Source organism: Nitrospira sp. Kam-Ns4a, from assembly GCF_965152595.1.
In genome coordinates this window covers 817,546-841,977 of the sequence record NZ_OZ224218.1, presented here as the reverse complement: position 1 = coordinate 841,977, position 24,432 = coordinate 817,546, and the positions used below count along the sequence as shown (strand labels likewise).

Sequence of the window (24,432 nt, the reverse complement as noted above, 5' to 3'; positions counted from 1 at the left end):
ACGTTGGATGTGGTCTTCCTGCCAGGCTGCGACGGAGAATGGCTGGTCCTGAGGACTCGTCCCGACACGTTCTGTGGCAGGCTGTCATGGTTTGCGCGGCCTGTTGGGACCGAGTACAATGGCCTCCGTATCGATCCATGAGGGCGGCCATGACCCCGCGTTCCACCTCATCCAACAAGCTCTGGTATCTCAAGCACATTCGTCTCTTCGATGGCCTGACTCCAGAGGAAATGCAGGAAATGGAGCGCATTACCCGCATGCAGGAGGTCAAGAAGCGGCAGCCGCTCTATCTGCCCGGCGACCCCAGCAGCAACGTCTACCTCCTGAAGCAGGGACTCGTGAAGATTGCGAGCACCGCGCCCAGCGGCAAGGAAGTCACGTTCGAACTTCTTGAACCCGGTGAGATTTTCGGCGAGCTTGAGGTGCTGCAGGATGTGCCGCGGGAGACTGTGGCTGAGGCAGTTGACGACACGTTGATTTGCGTCATTCGGCGTGAGGACTTCGAGCGGTATCTGGCCATGCATCCCAATGTGACCGTGAAGCTCACGAAGCTGATCGGATTGCGACTACGCAAGATCCAGAGCCGCGTGGCGGATTTGGTCTTTCGAGACGTGCCGGCCCGGCTCGCTCATCTGTTGTTGGAGCTGAGCAGGAGCGAGGGCGTCCCGGAAGCTGGAGGGATGCGACTCCGAGCCAGGCTGACCCATCAGGAGATGGCCAACCTGATCGGCTGTAGCCGTGAAACGGTCAGCACGACCCTGGGACACTTCCGGGACCAAGGACTCATCCGGATGGACGGTCGCACGATCACCATTCGCAACGAGACCGGGCTGTCCGAACTCATGCGATAAGCAGCCTTACCGCTATGGGCTGGGGACTGTTTGCTGGTATCTGATCGAGCACCTCGGTGACCACTGCATAGCCCTTTCGGTACAGTATCGCACCGGCTCTTTTCACCGCGGCTGGATCGGCCTCGATGCCCAATCCCTCCACCCAGCGGTTCATGAAGCAGAAGTACGTGCAGATCAGGGCCGCATGCGTAACCGCGGTTTCGTCCCCGCCCGCTTCATACAAAGCCTCCCCGTCCGCCAGGGTCACGTGCGCCGGCGTCACAATCAGCGTTCGCACATACCGGAACACCGGCTTGAGCCGTGGGGTGATCGGAGCGGTATCCACATCGACGAGGAGCTGATCCGCCAGAAGGCTGGGCGTCCCGTAATGCCCGCAGACCTCGGTGTGAGAGGCCTGGCAGGAGCCGCAGCTGTTGAAAGCAGACACATAGGCCGCGATCAGCTCCCGTTCCTGTTCGGTGAGCGGAGACGGCCCGCGCCTGCGCCGCTGGGCGAACTCATGCAGCGGTCTCGCGAATTCGGGTGTGCACAAAATGTGTCCATCAACGACGCGTTGGGCATGGAGCAGTCGTAGGCCATTGTTCATCCCTCCGTTAGGTTCGAAACCGAACGAGCCAGAACCACTCTGAAGTGGTGGAGGCATCGCGTGTTTAATCCAGAGGTATGCCACAGGAGGTGCATGGCGGCTGGGGTTCGTCAGTGGCGGGGTTCGGGCTTGTCTGTGTGACTGGCGCAGTCGCGGCGACAGGCATGTCTCCTCGAAGAAGACGGACCCACCAAGCGGACGGATACTGAACGACAAGTCTGGGGATCAGAAGAAACAACATGACCGTGATCAGACCGAGAAGGATCAACAGCCACTCGCCAGAGATCACGCTGTGCCCCGCATAGGTCAATGCGAAGGTTGGAGCAAGCATCCCAAGCAAGGTCGCCACTGCGAAGGCCCGAAGAGACATATTGGTTAAGCCAGCCCCGTAGCTGATGAGATCGAACGAGAAGATTGGTACCAGCCGTGCGAGGAAGACGAACATCGTCAGGTGCCGATCCGAGCAGCGCTCGCAAAACCTGATCTCGGTCCGAAAGAGCCGCCGAATGGCCTCCCGTCCCAGGGCTCTCCCGATGAGAAAGCTGATGATGGCTCCGATCTCTGCGCCAATCACCGCATAGGCAGTCCCCGCCGCTACCCCGAAGGCAGCCCCGGCGGCAAGATCGAGGGGAAGGCTTGGGATCGGACTGATCACGACCGCCAGGGCCATCAGCAGGATGAACATCACCGGTGCCAGTGGACCGGCGGCCTGGAGATGAGCGACGAGCTGTTCCGTATTCAGGAATTCCTCAACCTCAAGCCATTGCACGAGAAAGTAGGTTCCGAAGACCAGGAAGAGGAGGGTGCCCGCCTTGAGCAGGTGTCCCTTGGTGACCCGTTTTGCCCCCATAGCCGCGTTCACGAGGATTCGGCTCGTCATCATAAGGGGCAACATTACAACGGACACGCCGGAGCCATCGTCGCGTCTCTCTTCTTGGTCAGCCACATGGTGACCGACCACTCCGCCACGTAGGGGCGGCAGCCTAATGCAGGATTGCGCCGGCTGTTTCGCAGGCTCGGAGGAATGGGCGCACATTCATTGGCCGGGAAGTCGAAGGGAATATTTCCCCGCACCTTCCAACGTCAACCGCAGATGTCCAGCCCGACTTAGGTGATCTACAGCCAGGAGCACCTGGTTCCAGGTGAGGTCCGGGCATGCCATCACCAATTCCTCAAGCAGGCAACCTGGAGAACGACGCACCGCTTCAACAATTCGGTCGGCGGCTGCTTGTTCTGGTGTCATGTCGCCCCTCACTGCTCCATTGGTGAGGAAGCGTTCGCCCACGTTGCTCAGGTTCCTCGTTGTGCAGGTGCGACACTTTGATGACGTTGTCCGTCAAGGCCAGTCCGCGGGTATCACAGACCCCGGGTCCATCGAAGACCCCGAGGCAGCCCGGACAGATGTGGGCCAAGAGCATGTCAATCTGGTCAACTGTTTCGAAAATGCCCCCACTGTCTCTCTGTTATGCGACTGGCTCAAGGATCACACGATGGCCCAATCGTTCCAGGCGCTTGACGGCTCGGCGGATGGCCTGGTCTCGCTCGCGCTGGTCGAGGTAAGTGGCGCCGAGTTCTTGGTACGGGATCTGGGGCTTCAGCATGTGAGAGACAATCACGAGGATGGTGTGGGCCACAGCGACCACGGCCTTCTTATGCCCCCGATGGCGCATGATGCGCCGATAGCGGGCGGCGAGCCGACTGTCTTTGACGCGAATGGCCGCCAGCGCGGCCTCCGTCAAGGTGGCGCGCAGCCAGCGATTGCCCTTGCGGGGCGTGCCGCGTTGGTGCTTGCCCGCACTCTCATGATGCCCCGGACAGAGGCCGGCCCAACTGACCACATGGCGATCCGACGGAAAGGGGCTCAGGTCCAAGCCGATTTCCGCCACGATCCCTTCAATCGTCCGCTGGTTCACGCCCGGGATCGCATCCAGGGGCGTCAGCCTCGGGGCGAAAGGGCGCAGCGGTTCGGCGATCGCCTCGCTGAGTCGCTCGATGGCCTCCTCCAAGGAGTCCAGATGCGCCAACCGTTCACTGACCAGCAACGTATGGTGCCGCCGGAAGCGTCCGACCAGGGCCTGCCGCAATGCCGGCAACTTGGCGCGCAGGCGGCCTCGGGCCAGTTCGGCCAGCACGTCGGGATCGGTGGTGCCCTGCACCAAGGCCCCCAGCATTGCGCGGCCGGACACGCCGAGAATGTCCGTGGCGACCGAGGCCAGCTTCACGCCCGTATCTTCCAGCACCTTGTGCAACCGCTGCGCTTCGCGGGTGCGCTCCTGGGTGAGGACTTTGCGGTAGCGGACCAGGTCGCGCAAGGCCCGGATCGGCGCCGGCGGCACGAAGCTCCCCCGCAAGAGCCCGCACTCCAGCCATTGCGCGATCCAGACACAGTCCTGGACATCCGTCTTCCGTCCCGGGACGTTCTGCATGTGCGAGGCATTGACCAGCAGGCAGGTGAACGCCTCTTCGAGCACGTCAGAGACCGGCTTCCAGTAGACGCCTGTGCTCTCCATGGCCACAGGCGTGACCTGGTGCGTCTGCAGCCACTCCTGCAGAGCCAACAGGTCCGCGGTCATCGTGCCAAACGTGCGGATGTGCTGCAGGCGGCCCCCGGCGGGCCCTGGCAGTCGCGCACACACGGCCACGGTCTTCTTGTGGACATCCAATCCGGCGCAACGCTCAATCAAGGCCTCCATGGCGACCTCCTTCCGCTGAGGGGGCCGGGGCCCGAAGGAGCCTTCTCGTGGACGACTCTGTTTCGCGTGCTCCTGGCAACAGTGCGGGGTACCGAACGCTCCCACGTCAGACTATCGCTCTCGGACTCGCGGGTACCAAGGTGACCCGACGTTGGCCGGGCCACGGCCCCCTCTACGATAGCGCATTTTTCTGGTGCAGGGTGAGCGCATCGCTCATGAGGACTATCAAGCAGTTCCTGGAGAGGCTTTCCATTGGCCGCGTCAAATCGAAATCTCCAGGGCAGGTGCCGGACACACTGTCTTCACGAGTCGAAAGATGGCTTCGGTCTGCCAACTGGCCACTGGGCCCCAGTAGCGGCGGCGCTGGAGATCCAGCGCCGTGATGGGCGAAACACAACCAGCATCGCCCGGCACCAAGGCGCCCAGCCAAGCCCTACCCTAGTTGAGGTCCTCCTCCCGGTACCTTCCAGTGGCCGCTCACCATTCCTTCGTGGGCGCTCCTAGGACACCGGGACTGCCAACAATCGCTTCAGCACCAGTCCGTCGGAGTGATTCCACCTTTGAGAGCTCTGGTAGCCTAGTCGCGATCACTCGGGACAGCAGTCAACGTCATTGTCACAGAGTTTGTGTGTGCGTGCCGTAAGGTAGCTTACAGGTGGCGATGATCCGCTTAACGTCTCTGTAGGTTCAACGCCGCGAGTCAGGCGATGAGGAGCGGCGCTTTAGCTCCCGCCTCCCTTTGGTTGGGGAATTGCTTTGATTGGGCTCCGGTGTCGGAGGCGGGCCAAGAGTGCTTTGAAGTGCGGCCTTATGTCGCAATCTCCAGCCGGAAGTCTTCCGATCTGGTTCATCCAGGAGGCTCTCGTAGATCGCTTCAAACTTCTCGGCTGTGGTCCGGAACGCTTCCAGGACACGCGGGTCAAAATGACACGGCTGGACCCGGCCATCCCCCTCCAGGATGATCTGCATCGCGTGCCGGTGTGAGAAGGCAGGTTTGTAGCACCGAGGGTTGCGCAGGGCATCATACACATCGGCCAGGGCGGTGATCCGTCCGGACAGCGGGATCTGCTCCCCTTCGAGCCGGAGTGGATATCCTGAGCCATCCCAGCGCTCATGATGGCTGAGCGCGATCTCCCGAGCCATGGCGAGCCGCGGAGCCTCACCGATAATGAGGGCGCCGGCGATTGGATGCTCTCTCATCTGGGCCAGTTCCTCCTTCGTCAGGGGGCCCGTCTTCTGCAGGACGTGCCGGTCCAGGTGGATCTTTCCGACGTCGTGCAACTGGGCCGAATAGCCGATGGTCTGGACGAAAGTCTCCGGTTGGCCCAGCACCGCCGCTAAGCATTCCGCATACCGCCCCACCCGCAAAATGTGGTTGCCGGTATCCTCGTCATTTACTTCGCTGGCCCTAGCCAGCGCCGTGACGGTGTAGCGGAATGCGTGATCAATCTCATCCCGCTGGACCATGATGGTTTGAAGGGTGGAAGCGTAGGAAGTCAGGACCTTGAGCACTTGGGCATCATAGGCATCCGCTCTCCCTGGATAATTGAACAGGATCAGCGCGAGGGGCCCAAAGCGGTAGGTGGCATAGTTGCGGATACACCCGATCTGGGCTCGGACAGACGGGTGAAACTGCTGCTGGAATCGGTCGAGGCCGTTGGGATCGGAAGGCGCGTTGGCGTACACTGCGTGCTCCCTCCCCCTGGTGACCGCGTAGTGGGAGCGACTGCTGATCTGAAGCAGCTCCTCATCCCTGATCAGGTCGCCCATGCTTGCTCGGTAGAGAAAGCCTGAGATCCACTCCCCCTCTTCGTGTCCCACAAACGCGTGTGAAGGCCCTCGTGACCACTGTCCGGGAGCCTTCAAGAGCGTTCGCAGCAATTCATGGGTCGCGGTCTCCGGAGCACACTGAGCCGAGTCGGTTTGGCGGAGCAGCCGCTCGCTGTAGTCGGTCAGCAGTTGGATCTGGTTGGCCGCCATTGTGCAGCGCCGACCTTCCTCAAACCGCTGCCGGATTTTTCTCACCCACCTGGGCATCGGCCCTCTCGTACGGCGTCACTTGGCAGCGGTGAACACGAGCGTGTCCGGATGGAACGCCGTCCAGGCAAACCAGAACGCCATCACTGACGGCAACGGCCGACCGTCCGAGTCGGTGACCGAGACGCTCAGGGCGCGCGGGTTGAAATGGATCCGAATCGGGCGTCCGTTGACCCGGTCCTGCAGGGGGCTGTTTGCCTTCTTCAACTCGGTGAACGGGTAGGCTTTGAAGAGGCCGTTCACCTCGACGCCGAGCACCCATGCTTTGGGGTGATACCGTCGGTCCGTGTGGGTGACGGCGAACATCAAGTCGGGGCGCTGGGCATAGCCGAGATAGGGATCCCGGTCGTAGTCCCGGAGATGCCCGGTCTTCGTAGAGAGAACCAACGTGTCCGGATGGCTCCGCTGCCATTCCCCCCAGGTTGTATGCTCCAAGAACAACGGGGTGAGCTTCGTGCCCGTCATGGGCCCCGCCACCGCCACCATCGCGATCTGGGACCAGAGGCTTTCGGTCTGGTGGTCGTACATCAGGAGATCGCTCTGGTACAGAAGCCCGGAGACGCCGAAGGTGTGCGGTTGGCCTTGAATGACCGCCTCGAACCCGATGCCGGTCCCGCAGAGCGGGCAGTAGGTGATCACGACCGGCTGGTCGCCGCTTGTGTCGTTGACGATCTCGTGCCAGTTGAGGATCTTGACCGGATAGGCTTTCGCTTCGAGACCTCGGGTAAGTCCGAGGACACGGTCCTCGTCAGCGAGAAAGGTCGCTTGTGGGGCCCGCACGAAGAGAGGCTTGAGGATTGCCGGGATCCCGTCCTTCCCGGGCCCGCCGGACACAATCTGGTCCAGGGGGACACTGTGCCGTGAGAGATCGAATTGGTCTGAAGGTGGCACGGCCAAGCTCCACCAGGCCAGGGCCAGCAGAGAGGTTCCTGTGAGCCCCATCACGAATGAAGGCCGAAGTGGCTTCACGGCAGCTTCCTTACCATAGGGTTCTGCGCCGTCCTGGCCTCACACAGGGCACGGATCAACCACTCCTTGCGAGGTATGCCCACGGCGATGAGCTCGCCGTTTAAGACGAAGGACGGGGCGATCAGAATCCCCAACACCCGTGCCCGGTCCTCCTCGCAGTCACGGATGAGGACCTGCCAGGAAGGAAATTCCCGACGAATCTCGTCCGCCAAGGCCAAAGCTGTGCGTTCGGACTTGCACCCGGCATGGACAAAGACTTCGACCAGTGGCATGTCGCTATCCTACGGTCTCTCTGGTAAAAGGTCTGTGAGCCGCCTTACAGATAGACCTCGGCCGGACAAGTCAGGATAAAGTGGTTCAACAGCGCGTGGCGCTCGTAGGACAGCAGGTACAAGTGGACCTTGGACGGATCGTGGGCATCCCGATGGAGGAGAGGGCCGTCCACGCCCACCGCGTGGTGGTCGATCCAGCGGTCCTGCGCATCCAAATGAACCCCGTAAAACGGACGCCGGAGCGGTGGCTTGGCCAACACCTCCTCGTAGGATTCGAAAAAGCCGGGATTGCCGATCCCCAGGGGAGCCTGCCACCCGCGCCATGCCTCTTCCGGGGACACGACGGGGAGCGAGCGAAGATCGAGACCGCCGACAATCAGCCGGGTCGGTTCCGCTGTCCGGCTGTGCCGGAACGCCAGCTCCAGCTCGAACAGCGGGTCGGGCCCGGCCGGCGTCCGAACCTGCCGGAGCGTGGCGCCCATGAAGTCGGCCAGGTATGCGAGTTGGGTGTCGCGGGGGTGCGCGACTGAATAGCGGCCGGGCGGGATGAAACTCGCGAACTGGACCGGCTGGCTGTACCAGTCCCGATAGGCGTAGACCGGCGGGGTCAGAATATTCCGCCGTTTCGCCCGTTGCTCGCCCCGCCAGAGCGGGGCTTCCTCCCAGCGTGGGTCGGCCTCAACGGTCCATTCCCGCTCGACCGTCCGCAACCGGTCTAGCCGGATCGGCGTCCCGGTGGGGTCCACCCAATGCTCGAGCGACCACCAGTAGTCCCAGTAGGACAGGCCGGTCACCTGCTCGAACAGCGCCTTGTAGAGTCCCAGTGGAAACGTGAACCAGAGATGCTCGTACACGCGCTCCTGTCCGTCCTCGACGGTGAAGAGCAGGACTTCCCAGAGTCCTGCGTTCAGGCAGTTCCGGGCGAGGTCCACGCGGCTCAGCTGGTGCTGCTCGAAGCCGTCACCCCCCTCGCGGACCCGCACGAAGGGCGACTCCCGCGGGAAGCGCACCTGCTGGCGGTTCCATTCGCGATCAATGAGCCCGACCCGGGTCAGGTCTGGATCGGTCTGGACCCACGGCGGCACGGCGGCTACGAAGTGGGCTAGGTCCACCTCGGGAAGCTCGATCGTCGTGGCATGGTCCGATCCCGGCTCGATCAGAAACCGAAACCGGGTCTCGCCGAGCCACTGGATTCGCAACGACCGGTGCGGATAGTTCCCGAAGGCAAGGCTCCGGTCTTCGGGGTCCTCCGGGTACTCCGCGTTACTGAAGGCGGTCAGGACGACGGTTTGCTCTGGCGCGTCGTCGTAGCGCACATCGAACCACAAGATGCTTCCCAGGAAGATGAGTGCAGCGAACCCCAGCAGGACCGCAATGAACAATGACGAGCGTTTCAGGACAGTGGGCGCCATAGTCAAGCCCTCCCTCTCAGAAGGCAGATGCGTCGCCGGAAAGGTCACACACACCTCAAGCAGGCGCACGGCAAGACCGGGCGCGGGCCGAGGAGACCCCTCATGCGGAGACAGTTGCGTCCTCAGCAGCAATATCCAGGGAGCGTCAACTGATGCGGGGTTAGAAGGACCGGGGAGGGGCGCGGGCCAGGATCGAAGAAGGGGAAACGGACAGGACCGGGAGCAGAAGTGGCGCCGGCTGACAGCGCGAGACGCCCGGTCGAGGGACCGGGTGTAACAGGCCGTCGGCGAGGCCCGCTTCGCCGCTGGTGCCGATCCAGGTGCAGACCTGATGATGAGGGGAAGCGGATTCGCCGGGCTGGGGCAGGCCGGCTTCCAGCGCCCAGAGATGCATCCAGACCGCGAGCGACAGGTAGGCCAGGCTCATGGTCCAGGACAGGATGCGGAACGGCGCGTGTCGAGTCGCGCTCATAGGGTGCTACCCTACGCTCGGAGAGAGGTTCTGTCAATCGGAGGGGCTCGGGAAAGAGGCTGGCTGCGTCCGTCGTAGGCTGCCGGGGCCGGCCGGAACGCTCCCGTTGCAGGACCGGTGGGGGATCCTGCAACGGGCGGCCTCGGTTATTTCTTCGGGCCCGGCGCCGGCGCGTCCTTGGGCTGTCCGTCCTTGATGTCGAGGATCTTCACGTCGAAATAGAGGGTCTTCCCGGCCAGCGGATGGTTGAAGTCCAGCACGACCGTCTTGTCCTTAACTTCTTTGACCTCGACCACGACGGTCCGGCCGTCGGGGCGCCGACCGGTCAGCTTGGTCCCCACCTTCAGGGCGTCGGGCGGGATCATCTCCTTGCTCACCTCCTGGAAGGCTTTCGGGTCGTGCTCGCCGTACCCGTCCTTCGGCGCGACGGTCACGTGTTTGCTCTCGCCCTTCTTCATGCCCTCCAGCGCCTTCTCAAGCCCCGGGATGATCTGGTGCGCCCCCTGGGTATAGGTGAGAGGTTCCTTGCCGACATTGGTGTCGAGAACGGACTTGTCCTCCAGCCGCAGTGTGTACTCGATGGAGATTTCTTTCCCTGATGAGACCGTCATCTTGTCTCCTTTCAGGGGCTCAGCTTGCGCCCCGGCGGCGCCGAGCGACACGGAGAGGACGAAGGCGGCCGTGAGCCTCTCTGTGACCTGAAACGACGTCATTGTGATGGACCTCCGGGTGAAGGGTAAACAGGAACGATAGGCTGGAAGAGCTCGCGGGTCGCGCGCTGGGCCGCGGGAAGGGCGATCAGTTCCAGACTATGGGTGAAAGCTCGACGATTATGCTAACACGGTTCGGGCTCCTCGCGCTACCGCCGCCTCATCGGACTTGCGGCCGCCCGACCTGCCAGTAAATCCAGAGGTTCAACGTGACCACCCCGGCGCCGAGGGTCCCCCATATCTGCGCCTCCAGATGAAATAGAGGGTCGGGATGACCAGGAGGGTGAGGAGCGTGGAGGTGACCACCCCGCCGATCATCGGCGCCGCGATGCGCTTCATCACGTCGGCGCCGGTCCCATGGCTCCACATGATCGGCAGGAGCCCGATCAGGATCGCCGAGGCGGTCATCATCTTCGGCCTGACTCGCTGGACCGCTCCCTCGATGATCGCCTCTCGAAGATCAGCCGGCGAGCGCAAACGCCCCTCCTGCTGCCAGCGCTCATAGGCCTCGTCCAGAAAGAGGATCATGATGACGCCCGTTTCGGCCGCGACGCCGGCTAGGGCGATGATGCCGACCCACACCGCCACGCTCAGATGATACTGGAGGAGGTGGAGGAACACGACCGCGCCCACGACGGCGAACGGCACGGACAGCAGCACGATCAGGCTCCGGACCACCGATCGGAAATTCACATAGAGCAGCACGAAAATCAGGACGAGCGTCACCGGCACCACAATCGTGAGCCGGGCCTGCGCCCGTTCCAGATAGTGGAATTGCCCGCCCCAGGCGAGCGAGTAGCCGGGAGGCAGGGGCACTCGCTCGTGGACCAGGCGTTGCACCTCCGCGACATACCCGCCCAGATCGCGCCCCGCGACGTCCACGAACACGATCCCGGCCAGCGAGCCGTTCTCATCCCGAATCGCCGGGGGGCCGCTCGTCATGGTGATTCGAGCGAGCTGGGCGATCGGGATCTGGGCCCCGGTCGGCGTCGCGACCAGCACCCGTCGCAGCGCCTCCGGATTGTCCCGCAACTCGCGCAGGTAGCGAACGTTGATGGGGTACCGTTCCCGACCCTCGACCGTCTGGGTGATGGTCTTCCCGCCGATGGCCGTTTCGATGGTGTCTTCGACATCCTCCACGGTCAACCCATACCGGGCGGCCTCCTCCCGGTTGACGTGAACGTCGAGGTAATAGCCACCGGTGATGCGTTCCGCGTAGGCGCTGCGAGTGCCTGGAACGCCTTGCAGAAGCCCTTCGATCGCCAGACCGATCCGCTCGATCTCCGCCAGGTCCGGGCCGAGGATCTTGATGCCCAGATTGCTGCGGATCCCGGTCGCCAGCATCTCCGTTCTGGTCTGAATGGGCATCCACCAGATGTTCGGCATTCCGGGGAATCTCACGACCCGGTCCATCTCCGCAATCAGCGAGTCCCAGGTCATCCCTGGCCGCCACTGCTCGTCCGGTTTGAGCGTCACCACAGTCTCCGCCATGCTCAAATGGGCCGGATCGGTCGGCGTCCTCGCGCGGCCGATTTTGCCGAAGACATGCTCCACTTCAGGAAATTGCTTGAGCAACTGGTCTTGCCGCTGCAGCAGCCGGCCGGCCTCGGTGATCGAGATGCCAGGCAAGGCCGTCGGCATGTACAGGATCGTGCCTTCGTTCAGCGGCGGCATGAACTCGGATCCGAGCGTCCCGTACAGAGGAACCGAAGCCGCCACCGCCAGGATGGCCAGAGCGACGACCAGCCAGCGCGCCCGCAGGGCCCCGGACACCAGCGGCCGGTAGAGCCCGATCAAGGCTCGGTTGATCGGGTTTCGCTCCTCCGGCGCGATCCGTCCTCTAATCAGCCAGACCATGAGGAGCGGCGCCAGGGTGATCGAGACCAGCGCGGCAAAGAACATCGCGGCGGTTTTGGTCAAGGCCAAGGGCCGGAACAGCCGCCCTTCTTGGGCTTCCAACGTCAGGACCGGTAGAAATGAGACCGTGATGATGAGCAGTGAAAAGAAGAGCGGCTTGCCCACCTCCTGGGCCGCCCGGATAATCACGTCGGTGCGGGAACCGGGGCGTCCGGCGCTCTCCCATTGTTCCAAGCGCTTATGGGCGTTCTCGACCATCACGATGACCGCGTCGACCATGGCTCCGATGGCGATGGCGATGCCGGCCAGCGACATGATGTTCGAGGTGATGCCCAGGTAGTACATCGCGAGAAACGAGAGCAGGATCGCGATTGGCAGCGTCAGGATGGCGACCAGAGCGGAGCGAAAATGAAACAGAAACACCAGGCTGATGACACTCACTACGAGGCTGATTTCAATCAGCTTCTCTTTCAGCGTGGCGATGGCGCGGAGGATCAGTTCGGAGCGGTCGTACACCGGGACGATCTGAATTCCTTTCGGCAGAGACGGTGCGATCTCCTGGAGTTTGTCCTTTACGCGGTCGATCACCGCGAGCGCATTCTCGCCATAGCGCATGACCACGATACCGCCGACCGTCTCCCCTTGACCGTCCAGCTCGGCGAGGCCACGACGCATGTCCGGCCCGACCGTGACCTGGGCCACATTCTGGACCATGATCGGGGTGCCCTGCCGGTCGGTCCCCAACGGAACGTGTCGGATATCGTCCAGTGACCGGATATAGCCCCTCCCCCGCACCATGTATTCCCGCTCGCTGGCCTCAATCACCCGCCCCCCGACGTCGTTGTTGCTGCGCCGGATGGCCTCGATCACGGTCTTCAGCGGGATGTGATAACCCAGGAGCTTGGTCGGGTCCACCTGCACCTGGTATTGCTTGACGATGCCGCCGATCGAAGCCACCTCGGCGACTCCTGGGACGCTCTGGAGCCAGTAACGCAAGTGCCAATCTTGAAAGCTTCGCAGCTCGGCGAGGTCGTGCTGGCCGGATGGGTCCACCAATGCGTACTGGAAGACCCAGCCGACCCCGGTCGCATCGGGACCCAAGGTGGGCGAGACGCCGTCGGGCAGCTTGCCGGTGATTCCCTGCAGGTACTCCACCACCCGGCTCCTGGCCCAGTACAGATCGGTGCCGTCCTCGAAGATGATGTAGACAAACGAGAGGCCCAGGAAGGACTGCCCGCGGACGGACTTGATCCGCGGCGCGCCCAGCATAGAGGTCACAATGGGATAGGTGATCTGATCCTCGACCAGGTCCGGGCTGCGCCCCGGCCATTCGGTGAAGACAATGACCTGGACATCCGAGAGATCGGGGATCGCATCCAGCGGAATATGTACGACCGCCCAGAATCCCCAGCCCGTCAACAAGAGTGTCGCCAGGACCACCAGGAAGGCATTCCGGGCGCTCCAGTCAATCACGCGCGAGATCATCGCGACTCGCTCTCGGAAGGCGGCGCTGTCCCGCCGCCCATGCGCATGCCACCCATCTCCATCTTGCCCATCTGGGCCTGCTCCATCCGGATCCCGCCCATGCCCAGGGCACCCATCAGGTTCGTGGCGGCCATCAGCTTGCTCTCCGAGTCAATCAGGAAATTGCCCGAGGTGACCACTCGCTCGCCCTCCACGATCCCCTCCCGGACTTCGTAGTAGGCGCCGACCTTTGGGCCGAGCGTAACCGTACGCGGCTCGAACATCCCTTCTCCCCGTGCGACAAAGACAAGGGTCCGCGTGCCGGAATCGAGCACGGCCTGCTCTGGAATCGCCACTTTGCTCCCCCGGTTCACCGGGATGACCACATCCCCGTACATGTCCGGCTTGAGTCGCAGGTCGGGATTGGAGAATTCCAGCCGGACCTTGACGGTCCTGGTCTCCCGGTTCAGGTAGGGGTAGATGTACGACACGTGGCCGTGGAACGTTTCCCCCGGGTAAGCGGCGAACGTCACCGTCGCCGGCTGTCCCGTTTTCACGAACGACGCCTCGTGCTCGTAGATCTCGGCGTTGACCCAGACCGTGGCGAGGTCCGCGATCGTGTAGAGGGTCATCTCCGGCCGGACGAACATGCCCTTGAACACGTTCTTGGCGACCACGTGTCCCCGGATCGGCGAATAAATCGGGACGTACGTGAGCGGCTTGCCGCGCTGGGCCAGGTCGTTGATCTGGGCGTCGGTGAGAGTCCACAGCCGCAGCCGGTCCCGGGCGGCTTCCACCAACTCATCAGCCTGCTGCCGCACTTCCGGAATCGGACTGTCTTTCACCTTGGCCTGTGCCCCCAGGGCCAGTAGGAACTCCTCCTGGGTCGCCACGAGATCCGGGCTGTACAAGGTCAACAGGGGGTGCCCCTCGTGGACTACCTGTCCGGTGTAGTCCACGAACAGGTCCTCGACCCAACCAGAGAGCCGCAGGTTGACGTGGGCCACGCGCTGCTCGTCGTAGTCCACTCTGCCGACCGCTCGCACGAGGGTCTCCAGTGGACGTCGCTCCACCACCATGGTCTTCACCCCGATCAACTGCTGTTGCCAGGGCGACAGCATAGCGAAGGCCTGCCCCGGACCACTGGCTTGGGCGGGAGCCGACGGGCTCGCCTGGGGCCCGAGCCTTTCCGGACCTGCCGGGACGGCTGTCCCGGCCGTCGGTTGGGTCGGCGCCGCGCGGTGCGGTCCCTCTCGGTCTGCCAGGAGCCAGAGGCCGAGCGCCAGCAGGACGACCCCGGCTCCGATCGCGAGCCGCAAGGCTCGCCCTCGAACGATTGCACGCGTCTCCATCGGCCCCTTCCTCCTTACAAGTCTGCGCCCACCACCTGCTCCAACTCGGCCAGGCTGGCTTCCCGGTCCACAAGCGTCCGGTAGTAGGCGAGCCGGGCCTCCCGGAAGCCCCGGTCGGCCTCGATCAGCTCCAGAAGGGACGTCTTGCCGGTCCGATAGCCGGCCCGGGCCGCCTCCACGCTCTGCTCGGCCTGGGGCAGCAGGGTCGTTCGATACAGCACCGCCATCTCCCAACTGGCACGGACCTTGGCGAGGAGGTCCCGAATCTGGAACCGCGTCAGGTTTTCCAGGATATGGAGCTCTGCCCGGGCGGCGGCGACGGCCGCCGTCGCCTCCCGGACGGCCGCGTCGTATTTCGGCTTGGTCCAGAACGCGAGCGGTACCGTGATGGACGCCACGGCGCCGAACCCGTCGGGCGCATTGAAGTTCTGGAAGCGCTGGAAAGCCAGTTGCAGGTCCGGGTAGTACTGGCGTTGCGCGAGCGCGCGGGCGCGTTCGTTCCGCTGGATGGCTAGCTTGCCGGCCTTGAGCTCGGGTCTGGCCTCGACCGCGATCTGGAAGAGCTCTTCAAGGTCCCGGTCGAACCGCTGGTCCCGCGGCGCCTGCGGGGACGCCAAGGGAACCCGAGGGTCTCGATCAAGCAGCGTGTTCACCTTGGCCTGGGCAGTGTCCCGGCGCTGCTCCAGCCCGGGGAGCTGCTGATAGAGCGTGGACAGCTCGACCTGGGCTTTGAGCACGTCCACCTGGCTGCCTTTTCCGGTCCGGAACCGGGCGATCGCGCTCTCCACGAACTGTTGCAGCAGCGCCACCTGCTCATGGTGGATCTCGATCGCCTTATGGGCCAGGAACAGGTCGTAGTAAGCCTGCTTGACCCTAGCGATCAGGTCTCGCTCCTTGGCCCGAAGCGCCTGCTCGGTCATGTCTGCTGACCGGCTGGCCACCTCTCCTCTGAGGGCCAGCTTGCCGGGGAATGGAAAGGTCTGCGAGACACCGAAGATGCTGTTCTGCGTCTGGGTCACGTTAAAACTCTGGGGGACGTTCCAGAGCTGCACCTGCACCGTGGGGGCATCTAGCGAACTGGCTTGGACCACCCGATGCGTCGCTGCCTCCCACTGTTGTCTCAAGGCCTGGATCTCGGGATTCTTCGCTAAGGCCTCCTGGATCAGCTCGGACAGGGCTAACGTCTCCTGCGGGGACGGCTCGGCCCCGCAGGCATGTTGTGGCGGACCGCTTGAGAGCGCCAACATCGCCGCCACCACGGTAAGGTGGGAGAGTCTTCTGTGCCGTCTCATGACAATCGCCTCCTTAAAGAGAGTCGGTCCCCGGGCTGCCGGTCTGTCTGGCTTGTCGCCCCTGAATCGGCCAAGAGACGGGCAGCGGCCGATGCTCAGGAGACGAGCGGGAGCGAGGACCCTGAGAATGGATGACGAAAACGCGGGGGCGAGAGGATCAGAGGCGAAGCACGGTGGTCTTTAGGAGGCAATCGCGGGCGTGGCAGGCGAGCGGTCGGTCGCACGGGGTGCTGTCCAAGGCGGGGAGGGGAGCAGCCGGCAGGGACGCGGTCAGTCCATACGGAACGGTGAATGGGGCGTCCTTCTGCAGAGGGGACTCCGAAGCGCCCTGAACGCCAAGAGTCGTGAAGGCGTCGCAAAATTGCCGGGTAGGCTGCTCTTCAGGCGCGGGGCAGCCTGCTTCCATCGGGCCGGCCGAGGCGGTGAACAGAGGAACGAGGCAGGCGTAAGCGTTGAAGCTCAGGCCTAGGAAAAGCAGGACCAGGGTCCACGCAAGCACAGGGGGCATCCGCTCCATCGAACCGACCTCGTGGCTCAGCACCATACCCCCAGACCTCCGCCTCTGTCAATTTCTGGGTGGGGGCTGCCCCTCCTTCATTTTTAGGGTATGCCTGCGAGTGAGTTTGCGGCACAATCAGTTCCAGACTTTGACCCAGTACGATAGTGTAAGTTGTAGCATCTTGCACGGCGCGCGGGGGGTGGGGACATGGCTGCGGCGCTCACGATCGGGCAACTTGCCAAGGCGGTCGGCGTGAACATCCAGACCGTCCGGTATTACGAACGGCGGCGGTTGCTGGCGCCCGCGACCCGCAAGCCGTCCGGCTACCGCCTCTACGGAGACGAGGAAGTCCGGCGGCTCCGCTTCATCAAGAACGGGCAGCGCATGGGCTTCACCCTCCGGGAGATCACCGAGTTGCTCAACCTCCAGGTGAGCTCCAAGGCGCGTTGCGGGGACGTGCAGCGGAAGGCGCTGGCCAAGCTGGCCGAGGTGGAGACCAAGATTCGCGATCTGCAGGCGCTCGCCCGGGCGCTTCGCGACCTCGCGCGCACCTGCGAGGCCGGCCTGCCGACCGCCCGCTGCCCGATCCTCAAGAGCCTGGAACAGGAAAGGAGGGGCTCCCGTGCCGTTCAACCGACCGGCTGTTGAAGTCTTCACCGAGGCTGTCCCATCTGCCAAGAGGCTGTTGACCAGATCCGCGCCGCGCTCGACCACCGCGTGCGCCTCGCACTCTATGACCTGCGCACCGGCTAGAACCGGGCCGACTGGTTGGCCAAGGCAAGCCGGTACGGCGTCAACCGCGTTCCGGCCATCGTGGTGAACGGGACGCGGCTGGATTGGTCGCGGCACCAACCGATCCCTGTGGCGCAGCTCCGCTCAGCCGGGCTGTGCGCCGCTGGCGCGTCCTCTGCCCGGACCGACTCAGCCATCCACTCCCCCACCGACCGACCTTAGCAGAGACCAAGACCGTTCAGACTTTTCTGGCCAACAGCCCCGGGCAGCTTTCCGTGTCCCACGAAACTGCTTGACTCTATACCTAGATCAAAGGTGTAAGGTTATTGCCGTCCCGTCGGCATAGGAAGATCTGGGCCGCTGGACGGCTGTCGGCACGCGCCGACCACGACCGATCGGTCGAGAAGGGCCTGGGCTGGTCAGCCTTCGTGGGAGGGAGACGATGAAAGCCAAAACGACGAAGGCGTTGCTATGGACAGGGCTGGTCGGCTCAGGGATTGTCGCGCTGTGCTGCTTCACGCCCGCTCTGGCCGTTCTCTTGGGCGTCATCGGACTAGGAGCCGTCACAGGGTACCTGGACGCTGTCCTCCTTCCGGCTCTCGCCGTGTTTTTGGCGATCACCGTTTATGCAGTGGCGCGAAACCGACAGGCAACGGGAGCCGCATGTTGCGCCGCTCATGAAAGCGATAGTCCGAAGCGATGAAGGAAATGCACGGAGAGACGAATGACTGACTGTTGCCAGATGCCTGCGAGCGGCACGAGCAAGGGACGGGGAGCTCTCCCCCTGTGTCATCAATGCGGCCAAGAAGGCCGCCCGGTTGACAGGATCACAATTCAAGCGCTCCTCAAGCCCGAGGCGCGAGGCGCGGTGACCGGGGACCAGTACCTATTTTGCGAGACCCAGGACTGTCCTGTGGTGTACTACGGTGGGGATGGGACCCAGTTCAGCAAGGATCAGATTCGGGTGCGGGTCGGGCTAAAGGAGAAACAGGATCCGGTCCCGGTCTGTTATTGCTTGAAGGTGACAGAGCGTATGATCCGCGAGGAGATTGAACGGAGGGGGCGATCTACGGCGTCCGCCCGCATTCGGGCCGCGGTCAAAGCAGGGAACTGCCGATGCGAGGTGGAGAATCCGTCAGGGCGGTGCTGCTTGGGGGAGGTCATCCGGGCGGAGAAGCGGGCAGCGAGTGAGCGCAGCGGGAGGGATGCAGCCTTCGTGCATCCGTAAGAGAGGGGAGAGGGGGGCGAATGTGCGCCCACCTGTAGAGACCCTGGGTCGAGTCGCGCCGATCGAGCCGCTTGCGACCGAGACAGCCAGACGGCTGCTCGGCCTAGTTGAATCCATGCTGGGATGGAGGCGCAGACAGGCCGGGCTTGAACCGCGAGAGGAAGCGGTCCGGCGGTATGTGCTCACGCAGTACCCGTTGCTGGGCCGTGCGCCCACTTGCCAGGAGATGGCGGCTGCGCTGGGTCTTGACGAGCCGGATCGCGTGCGGGCGACGCTTGAGCGATTGCATGCGCTGGACCTGCTTGATCTGGACCCGGGGTCCGGTGAGATCCGGCTCGCCTATCCCTTTTCCACGGTCCCGACCAAGCATCGCGTGCAATTCTGCGACTGGGCTGCGGCGAAGCCGGTCTATGCTCCCTGTGCCGTCGATGCGCTGGGCATCACCTTTCTGCTGAACCGCGATCTTTCGCTCCGGTCCGCATGCGGCACCTGCGGGATGCCCATCGCGATCGACGTGCGAGACGGGAGAATCGCGAGTCACACCCCGATCGAGACGGTGGTGTGGATGGAAACCGCATACTCGGGCCGCGCCTGCACGTCGGTCTGCCCAACGATCGATTTCTTCTGTTCGTCGGCACACGCCACAGCCTGGTGGCAAGCGCGGCCGCACGAGTCGGGGTACGTGCTGAGCTTAGGGGAGGCCCTCTATCTGAGCAGAGAGATTTTTGTGGATCTGCTCAAACGGCAACCTGACCTATCGTCGTCCAACATCACAGCAGTCTCTCCGCCTGGAAGGGGAAACACGGCGATCGCCGCCAGCTCGATCGGGAGTCTCGTCACCGCCTTTCTGGCGTCGGTGTGCTGCATCGGGTCGGTGGTGTTTGCCGCCCTCGGCGTGGGCGTGGGAGCGACGGGGTTCCTCGCGAGCACGGCTGGGTTCCTCAAGGCGCTGGTGCCCTATCGCCCGCTGTTCATGGGGCTGACCGCGGTCTTGCTGGGCGTCAGCTTGTATCTGGCCTATCGGAAGCCGAGAGCCGTGTGTGTTCCTGAGGCTGTGTGCGTTCCCTGTGCGGCATCTCGTGTGAATCGGACGGTGCTTTGGCTGATGGCTATCCTGGCGGTCGTCTTGATCCTGGCGCCATATTGGTTGGAATGGGTGACGGGCTCCTGAGCAATCAAAGCCTTGTCGAGCTGGAAGGAGGTGCATCCGAATGAGAAGGGCCTTGCTTGGAGTTCTGTGGATCGTCGCCGGAGTGATGTTCTGGGGGCAAGCCGTGGTGGACGCCGCTCCGTCACAGGATGCCCCGCTGGCTGGCCCGGCTGACGAGATCATCACGCTCAAGATTGACGGCTGGACTTGCGCGAGCTGCGAAAAGGGGATTCGGCGGGCGCTGCTCGCGGTGCCGGGCGTCAAGCGCGCCGACGTGAGCTACGCGCGCGGTGGGGCTGTCGTCGAAGTCGCCCCCGGTCGCGTCAGCCACGAGCAATTGATCCAGGCGGTCGCGAGCGCCGGCACGATCCTGTCTTCCTATCGGGCCAGCGTGGTGCCGAACGGAACGCTGATGGCCCGGTCTGCCGAGCAGGAGGGGCCATGGAGCTGGGTCTGGGACCGCTTCAAGTAATCGTTCTGCGGACCAATGCACAGGTGCGGAGGGCCGTCGTGTGTGGGGGCCGGTCTCTCGGGAGCGCGTTTGTCGCGCTGTCCATGCTGGCGGCGGGGCTGCACGCTGGCTGGGGGCAGGTTCAGGCAGGAGAGCCTGAACTGCCCGGCCAGGTGGTTCGCCTGCTCATTACCATCAAGGCGAGGGAATTCCGGCCTTCTCCGGTCACGGTGCCGGTGGGGCGACGGGTGGAGCTGGTCTTCCACAACCAGGATGCCGAGCTGCACGCGGTTGTGCCGAAGCGCTTGCTGGAGGGGGTGCCGCTTCATGTGGACGGCAACGGCGCGACGCAGTTTGGGGAGAAAGGGTTGGAACGGGTGCTCATTCCGTCGGGCGGGCGGGAAGAGATTCAGTTTGTGCCGACCGCGGTCGGCACGTTTGAGTATCGCTGCGATTTGCCAGGGCACCAAATGGTCGGGAAGATCGTGGTGGAGCAGCAGCCAGCCGGGCCCCGCGCCGTCGTGGAAGCGGCCCCCCAGGCTCAGGGACAACGATAACAGGAGAGGAGGGAGAGGAATGCCAGATCATACGGCGGTCCCGACCGGACGGGTCACGGAGTTTGAAGAGCTTCGCCGACTCAGTCCGAAAGTCACCGGAGGCTTACTGCGCATGCGGCAGGAGGCCTATCGCGATGCGACGGTAGCCGCGAAATACAAGCTGCTTACGGCCATGGCGATCTCGGTGGCCATCCGCTGCGAACCCTGTATCCGGGCCTATGTGCAGATGGCCTGCGACAAAGGGATCACACGAGAGGAGTTCATCGAGTTTCTCGAGGTCGCGATGACCATGCAAGGGTGCCCGGGGGAGGAGTGGGCGGGCAAGGCGTGGGCAGCGTACAAGGAATGCCTTGCCGGCACCGGGCCGGTGCAGCGAGAGGACTGTTGTGGCCACTGAGCCTGGTCTGACCCTGGGGCGCCGGCGCGTCCGTGGACGCCGCGTTCTTCTGCCAGTCCTGCTGGCGAGTGTGTTAGGGGGGCCTCTCGATCCGGCAGCGGATGAGGGGATCGGCCCAATCCTTGCGGAGGCCGAAGCCTTTCTTCACCAGGGCACCTTGTACCTGGCGCTCGAGCGGCTGCGAGAGGCCGCACGGCTCGCCCCGGGTGATTACCGACTCTATAAGGTACGGGGCGATGTGCTGATGTCCTTCCGGCGCAATGAGGAGGCGGTGGCGGCCTACCGTGAAGCCGCGGCCCGCGCGCCGGATGCGCTGGACGTGCAGTGGGCCCTGTGGGCGCTGCTGGATCGCATGGGGGCGCAGCGCCAGGCCATCGAAAGCCTGCAGGAAATTGTGAGGCTGGATCCCGACAATCCCTTAGCGCATCTCCGGCTGGCCAGAGCGCTCAGCCAAGCGGATCGCCTGGAAGACGCCGCCCTGAGCTATCGGCGCGCCGTTGAGCTTGAGCCGGATCATCCCGCGCTGCGGTTGCAGTTGGCCCGCGCGCTGTTTGACATCCTGGATTATCCGGGGAGTCGTCGCGAGGTGGACAGGGTGTTGACCCGCACCCGCCAAGGCGAGCCCGAGTGGGCCGCGGCGCAGGACTTGCTTGCTCTCCTGCGAGGGGAAAGCTATGACAGGGGCCGGCGGTGGGATCAATCGCAGACCCTCCGCAAGCTCCCGTGGTACTCTTCGCGAAATCTGAAGGAGGCAGTGTTGACCCGGGGCCAGGCGTGGCGGCTGATCGAGCAAGGTCGCTACCGCGAGGCCGAACCCGTCCTCCAAAAGGCGCTGACGCTGAACCCCGAAGACCATCGGGCGTGGTACGACCTTGGCCTCACCCGCATGGAACTGGGTCGCTATGAGGCGGCCATCGAGGCGTTCGAAACGGGGATCAAGCTGACGAAGTTTGCGGAGTTCTATCCGGATTCCGTGTTTCAAATCGGCCGGTGCTTGGCGAAGCTGGGCCGCTGGCGCGAGGCCATCGCACGGTATGAGCGGGTTCTGGCAATCCGGGATTGGCGGCACGAGGACTTCTATGCCCTGAATTTTCCGGACCTGGCGAAGGTGCAGGCGGCGCTTGAGGAAGCGCGCCTCCATATCCAGGCTGATCTCGGCACCCATGAGGCGTCTGAGGTGGTGGTCCAGGGTGAGCGCTTGGGACCCGAGCCCTATGAATATCCGCTGCCCCCGTTGCGCAACGGTCACAAATATGTCGAGCCGTTGCCGACCCTGGACGAACTCACCCCGATCGGCACGGACACGGTGCATGGCGCGTTCCGGCAGCTCATCACGGCGCGCACGGTGATCCAGGACGATGTTCAAACCGGGCTCCATGAGTTCATCCCCGTCAACCCGACGGATACCTTTCAGCAGCAGGACCCGGAGGTCTACCTGGTCTTTACCCTGACGAGCAACCAAGAGGACCTCGAGGTCAAGGTCACCAGCCGGTGGGTCGCCGAACAGGTGAGAGGGCTGGCGCCGGGCACCCTGGTTGGCACCGACACGATTCTGCTGGGCCTGAACGAGCGATCCGGGTATTTCCGGTTAGTCCGGCCCCAAGGTGGCTGGTCCCCCGGCCTCTATCGCGTCGACCTGTATCTAGGGCCGCAGGTCTCCGCCTATACGCACATCGCGGATCTGCGATTCCGGATCGTCGCGGATCCTCGTCCACGATAGGCCGCACATTACAGAAATCCCGCGCGAGGCCCCAGCGAGGCGCGGAAGGAGTCCCCGCATGAACGACCGAGTCGCTCTGACGTTGCGGATAGAGGGAATGACCTGTGAGGGCTGCGCCCGCCATGTCGTTGAAGCGTTGCAATCGGTCCCTGGAGTGGAGGAGGCACAAGTCGGCTCATGGCGGGCGGGACAGGCGACGGTGGTCGCGAGCATCGAGGTGGACACCACAGCCCTGCTGGACGCGATCCGTAGGGCAGGCTACCACGCCGTCCTGGCTGAACGTCGCAACCTGGTACCGTCTCGCAAAGTCCCTGCCTCTGGAGGGAGGGACTACGACTTGATGACGATTGGCGGTGGCTCGGCCGCGTTTGCCGCGGCCATCAAAGCCGCCGAACTGGGCGCCAGGGTGGCCATCGTCGAGAAGGGCACGATTGGCGGGACCTGCGTGAACATCGGGTGCGTGCCATCGAAGACGCTGATCAAAGCGGCGGAGCTTTGCTATCACTCGGCCTACCCGCAATTCGAAGGCCTGACGGCCTGCCCGCCTCCATCGGATTGGCAGCGGGTGGTGCAACAGAAGGATGAGCTGGTTGCCGCGTTGCGCCAGGGAAAGTATGTGGACGTGGCGTCGGTGTATCCCACCCTCACGATCCTCAAGGGAGAGGCCCACCTGTTAGGCGGGCGCCTGGTGCGCGTGAACGGGACGACGTATGAGCCGGACAAGATCGTGGTCGCCACCGGCTCCCGGCCCTGGGCTCCTCCCATCCCGGGCCTTCACGAAGCGGGTTTTCTCGACAGTGAGCAAGCGCTCAGCTTGGAGGCGCTTCCGGTGTCGCTGATCATCATCGGCGGCGGGAGCATCGGTTTGGAGTTTGCGCAGCTCTTCACGCGATTTGGGGTCCAGGTGATGGTGCTCGAAAGCGGGCCGCACGTGGCGAGAGCGGAGGAACCGGAGATCGGCCAAGCGCTCGTCCGCTACCTGGAGGACGAGAGAGTCCGGATCTGTACCAACGTCACCATCAGCCGGGTTGAACGCCGGGACGGCGACTACTTCGTGCACACTGAGACAAACGGGAAACCGGAGATCTGCCGAGCGCAGCAATTGCTGGTTGCCACAGGCCGGCGGCCCAACACGAGCGGGTTCGGGCTGGAGGCGGCCGGGGTGAGATTGGGATCAAGAGGTGAAATCGTGGTGAACGAACACCTGCGGACCACCAACCCGGATATCTATGCGGCCGGCGACTGCCTCGGCGATCCCATGTACGTCTATGTGGCCGCGTATGCTGGCGGCCTGGCGGCCGAGAATGCGGTGACCGGGGCGGGCCGGGTCTTTGATCTCACGGCCTTGCCGCACGTCACGTTCACCGACCCGCAGATCGCGAGCGTCGGACTGACGGAGGAGAAAGCCACACAACAGGGACTACGCGTGCGAACCGCAGTCCTCACGCTCGATCACGTCCCGCGCGCCTTGGCCGCCCGAAATACCAAGGGTCTCATCAAACTCGTGGCGGAGGAAGGCACCGGCCGATTGCTCGGCGCACACGTGCTCGCTGCCGAAGCCGGCGAAGTGATCCAGGAAGCGACACTCGCCATTCGCTTCGGGCTCACCGTCCAGGATCTGACCGAGACCTTCCATCCCTACCTGACCATGGTGGAGGGCCTCAAGCTGGCGGCCCTCACGTTCAAGAAGGATGTCAGCAAGCTCTCGTGCTGCGCGGCCTGATTCATGGT

General features: G+C 63.8%; 23 protein-coding genes. 10 read left to right on the top strand and 13 right to left on the bottom strand.

The features are described 5' to 3' along the window. Positions 1 to 149: 149 nt before the first annotated feature. Entirely contained in the window at positions 150 to 851 is a 702-nt protein-coding gene (locus tag ACWHYQ_RS04185) for a Crp/Fnr family transcriptional regulator (RefSeq protein ID WP_447974485.1), read from the top strand. Here ACWHYQ_RS04185 and ACWHYQ_RS04180 read toward each other — a convergent pair. The 12 genes from ACWHYQ_RS04180 to ACWHYQ_RS04125 all read right to left on the bottom strand — a co-directional run bounded on the left by ACWHYQ_RS04180 (position 841) and on the right by ACWHYQ_RS04125 (position 15,967). Next, complete coding sequence (locus tag ACWHYQ_RS04180; protein WP_447974484.1) at positions 841 to 1,437, bottom strand: carboxymuconolactone decarboxylase family protein; 597 nt, start codon at positions 1,435 to 1,437, stop codon at positions 841 to 843. The two genes, ACWHYQ_RS04185 and ACWHYQ_RS04180, sit on opposite strands and share 11 nt — an antisense overlap. A 64-nt stretch (positions 1,438 to 1,501) precedes the next feature. Next, the gene (locus tag ACWHYQ_RS04175) at positions 1,502 to 2,383 is read right to left on the bottom strand and encodes a VTT domain-containing protein (protein ID WP_447974483.1); all 882 of its coding nucleotides are present in this window, start codon (positions 2,381 to 2,383) and stop codon (positions 1,502 to 1,504) included. Positions 2,384 to 2,900: 517 nt separating this feature from the next. After that, positions 2,901 to 4,130 (bottom strand): IS110 family transposase, encoded by a 1,230-nt coding sequence (locus ACWHYQ_RS04170; protein ID WP_447974482.1) that lies wholly within the window; start codon positions 4,128 to 4,130, stop codon positions 2,901 to 2,903. A gap of 687 nt (positions 4,131 to 4,817) precedes the next feature. Continuing rightward, the gene (locus ACWHYQ_RS04165; RefSeq protein WP_447974481.1) at positions 4,818 to 6,167 is read right to left on the bottom strand and encodes an HD-GYP domain-containing protein; all 1,350 of its coding nucleotides are present in this window, start codon (positions 6,165 to 6,167) and stop codon (positions 4,818 to 4,820) included. Between the two features lie 18 nt (positions 6,168 to 6,185). Further along, the gene (locus tag ACWHYQ_RS04160) at positions 6,186 to 7,112 is read right to left on the bottom strand and encodes a DUF3179 domain-containing protein (protein WP_447975519.1); all 927 of its coding nucleotides are present in this window, start codon (positions 7,110 to 7,112) and stop codon (positions 6,186 to 6,188) included. 20 nt (positions 7,113 to 7,132) lie between these two features. Further along, complete coding sequence (locus ACWHYQ_RS04155; RefSeq protein WP_447974480.1) at positions 7,133 to 7,408, bottom strand: hypothetical protein; 276 nt, start codon at positions 7,406 to 7,408, stop codon at positions 7,133 to 7,135. 44 nt (positions 7,409 to 7,452) lie between these two features. Then, positions 7,453 to 8,820, bottom strand: coding sequence for a hypothetical protein (locus tag ACWHYQ_RS04150; protein WP_447974479.1), 1,368 nt, complete (start codon positions 8,818 to 8,820; stop codon positions 7,453 to 7,455). Between the two features lie 160 nt (positions 8,821 to 8,980). Further along, positions 8,981 to 9,292, bottom strand: a complete 312-nt coding sequence (locus ACWHYQ_RS04145) for a hypothetical protein (protein ID WP_447974478.1) — start codon at positions 9,290 to 9,292, stop codon at positions 8,981 to 8,983. A gap of 146 nt (positions 9,293 to 9,438) precedes the next feature. Continuing rightward, a complete protein-coding gene (locus tag ACWHYQ_RS04140; protein WP_447974477.1) occupies positions 9,439 to 10,005 on the bottom strand; it encodes an FKBP-type peptidyl-prolyl cis-trans isomerase in 567 nt (188 codons plus the stop codon). A 201-nt stretch (positions 10,006 to 10,206) separates the two neighbouring features. Then, positions 10,207 to 13,344: an efflux RND transporter permease subunit gene (locus ACWHYQ_RS04135; RefSeq protein ID WP_447974476.1), complete on the bottom strand. Its 3,138-nt coding sequence runs from the start codon at positions 13,342 to 13,344 to the stop codon at positions 10,207 to 10,209. Further along, complete coding sequence (locus ACWHYQ_RS04130; protein ID WP_447974475.1) at positions 13,341 to 14,675, bottom strand: efflux RND transporter periplasmic adaptor subunit; 1,335 nt, start codon at positions 14,673 to 14,675, stop codon at positions 13,341 to 13,343. Before ACWHYQ_RS04130 ends, ACWHYQ_RS04135 begins: the two co-directional genes overlap by 4 nt. Positions 14,676 to 14,689: 14 nt before the next feature. Further along, positions 14,690 to 15,967: a TolC family protein gene (locus tag ACWHYQ_RS04125; protein WP_447974474.1), complete on the bottom strand. Its 1,278-nt coding sequence runs from the start codon at positions 15,965 to 15,967 to the stop codon at positions 14,690 to 14,692. A gap of 706 nt (positions 15,968 to 16,673) precedes the next feature. On the opposite strand from ACWHYQ_RS04125, the gene ACWHYQ_RS04120 reads away from it, so the two are divergent. Continuing rightward, entirely contained in the window at positions 16,674 to 17,114 is a 441-nt protein-coding gene (locus ACWHYQ_RS04120; protein WP_447974473.1) for a heavy metal-responsive transcriptional regulator, read from the top strand. A gap of 101 nt (positions 17,115 to 17,215) precedes the next feature. Here the strand turns inward: ACWHYQ_RS04120 and ACWHYQ_RS04115 are convergent, their stop codons facing one another. Next, a complete protein-coding gene (locus ACWHYQ_RS04115; RefSeq protein WP_447973875.1) occupies positions 17,216 to 17,395 on the bottom strand; it encodes a hypothetical protein in 180 nt (59 codons plus the stop codon). Positions 17,396 to 17,640: 245 nt separating this feature from the next. Here ACWHYQ_RS04115 and merF point away from each other — a divergent pair, with 245 nt between their 5' ends. The 8 genes from merF to merA all read left to right on the top strand — a co-directional run bounded on the left by merF (position 17,641) and on the right by merA (position 24,424). Further along, positions 17,641 to 17,901: a mercury resistance system transport protein MerF gene (gene merF, locus ACWHYQ_RS04110; RefSeq protein ID WP_447973874.1), complete on the top strand. Its 261-nt coding sequence runs from the start codon at positions 17,641 to 17,643 to the stop codon at positions 17,899 to 17,901. 21 nt (positions 17,902 to 17,922) lie between these two features. After that, complete coding sequence (locus tag ACWHYQ_RS04105; RefSeq protein WP_447974472.1) at positions 17,923 to 18,426, top strand: putative iron-sulfur cluster-binding metallochaperone; 504 nt, start codon at positions 17,923 to 17,925, stop codon at positions 18,424 to 18,426. Positions 18,427 to 18,448: 22 nt separating this feature from the next. Next, positions 18,449 to 19,597 carry a mercuric transporter MerT family protein gene (locus ACWHYQ_RS04100; protein ID WP_447974471.1) on the top strand — a complete coding sequence of 383 codons (1,149 nt, stop codon included), beginning with the start codon at positions 18,449 to 18,451 and terminating at the stop codon, positions 19,595 to 19,597. Positions 19,598 to 19,637: 40 nt separating this feature from the next. Continuing rightward, on the top strand, positions 19,638 to 20,048 hold the full coding sequence (locus tag ACWHYQ_RS04095; RefSeq protein ID WP_447973872.1) for a heavy-metal-associated domain-containing protein: 411 nt from the start codon (positions 19,638 to 19,640) through the stop codon (positions 20,046 to 20,048). Continuing rightward, positions 20,018 to 20,584, top strand: coding sequence for a cupredoxin domain-containing protein (locus ACWHYQ_RS04090; protein WP_447973871.1), 567 nt, complete (start codon positions 20,018 to 20,020; stop codon positions 20,582 to 20,584). Before ACWHYQ_RS04095 ends, ACWHYQ_RS04090 begins: the two co-directional genes overlap by 31 nt. Before the next feature lie 19 nt (positions 20,585 to 20,603). Then, on the top strand, positions 20,604 to 20,981 hold the full coding sequence (locus ACWHYQ_RS04085; protein ID WP_447973870.1) for a carboxymuconolactone decarboxylase family protein: 378 nt from the start codon (positions 20,604 to 20,606) through the stop codon (positions 20,979 to 20,981). Positions 20,982 to 21,051: 70 nt separating this feature from the next. Then, on the top strand, positions 21,052 to 22,701 hold the full coding sequence (locus ACWHYQ_RS04080) for a tetratricopeptide repeat protein (protein ID WP_447974470.1): 1,650 nt from the start codon (positions 21,052 to 21,054) through the stop codon (positions 22,699 to 22,701). A gap of 58 nt (positions 22,702 to 22,759) precedes the next feature. After that, a complete protein-coding gene (merA, locus tag ACWHYQ_RS04075; protein ID WP_447974469.1) occupies positions 22,760 to 24,424 on the top strand; it encodes a mercury(II) reductase in 1,665 nt (554 codons plus the stop codon). Positions 24,425 to 24,432: the final 8 nt, after the last annotated feature.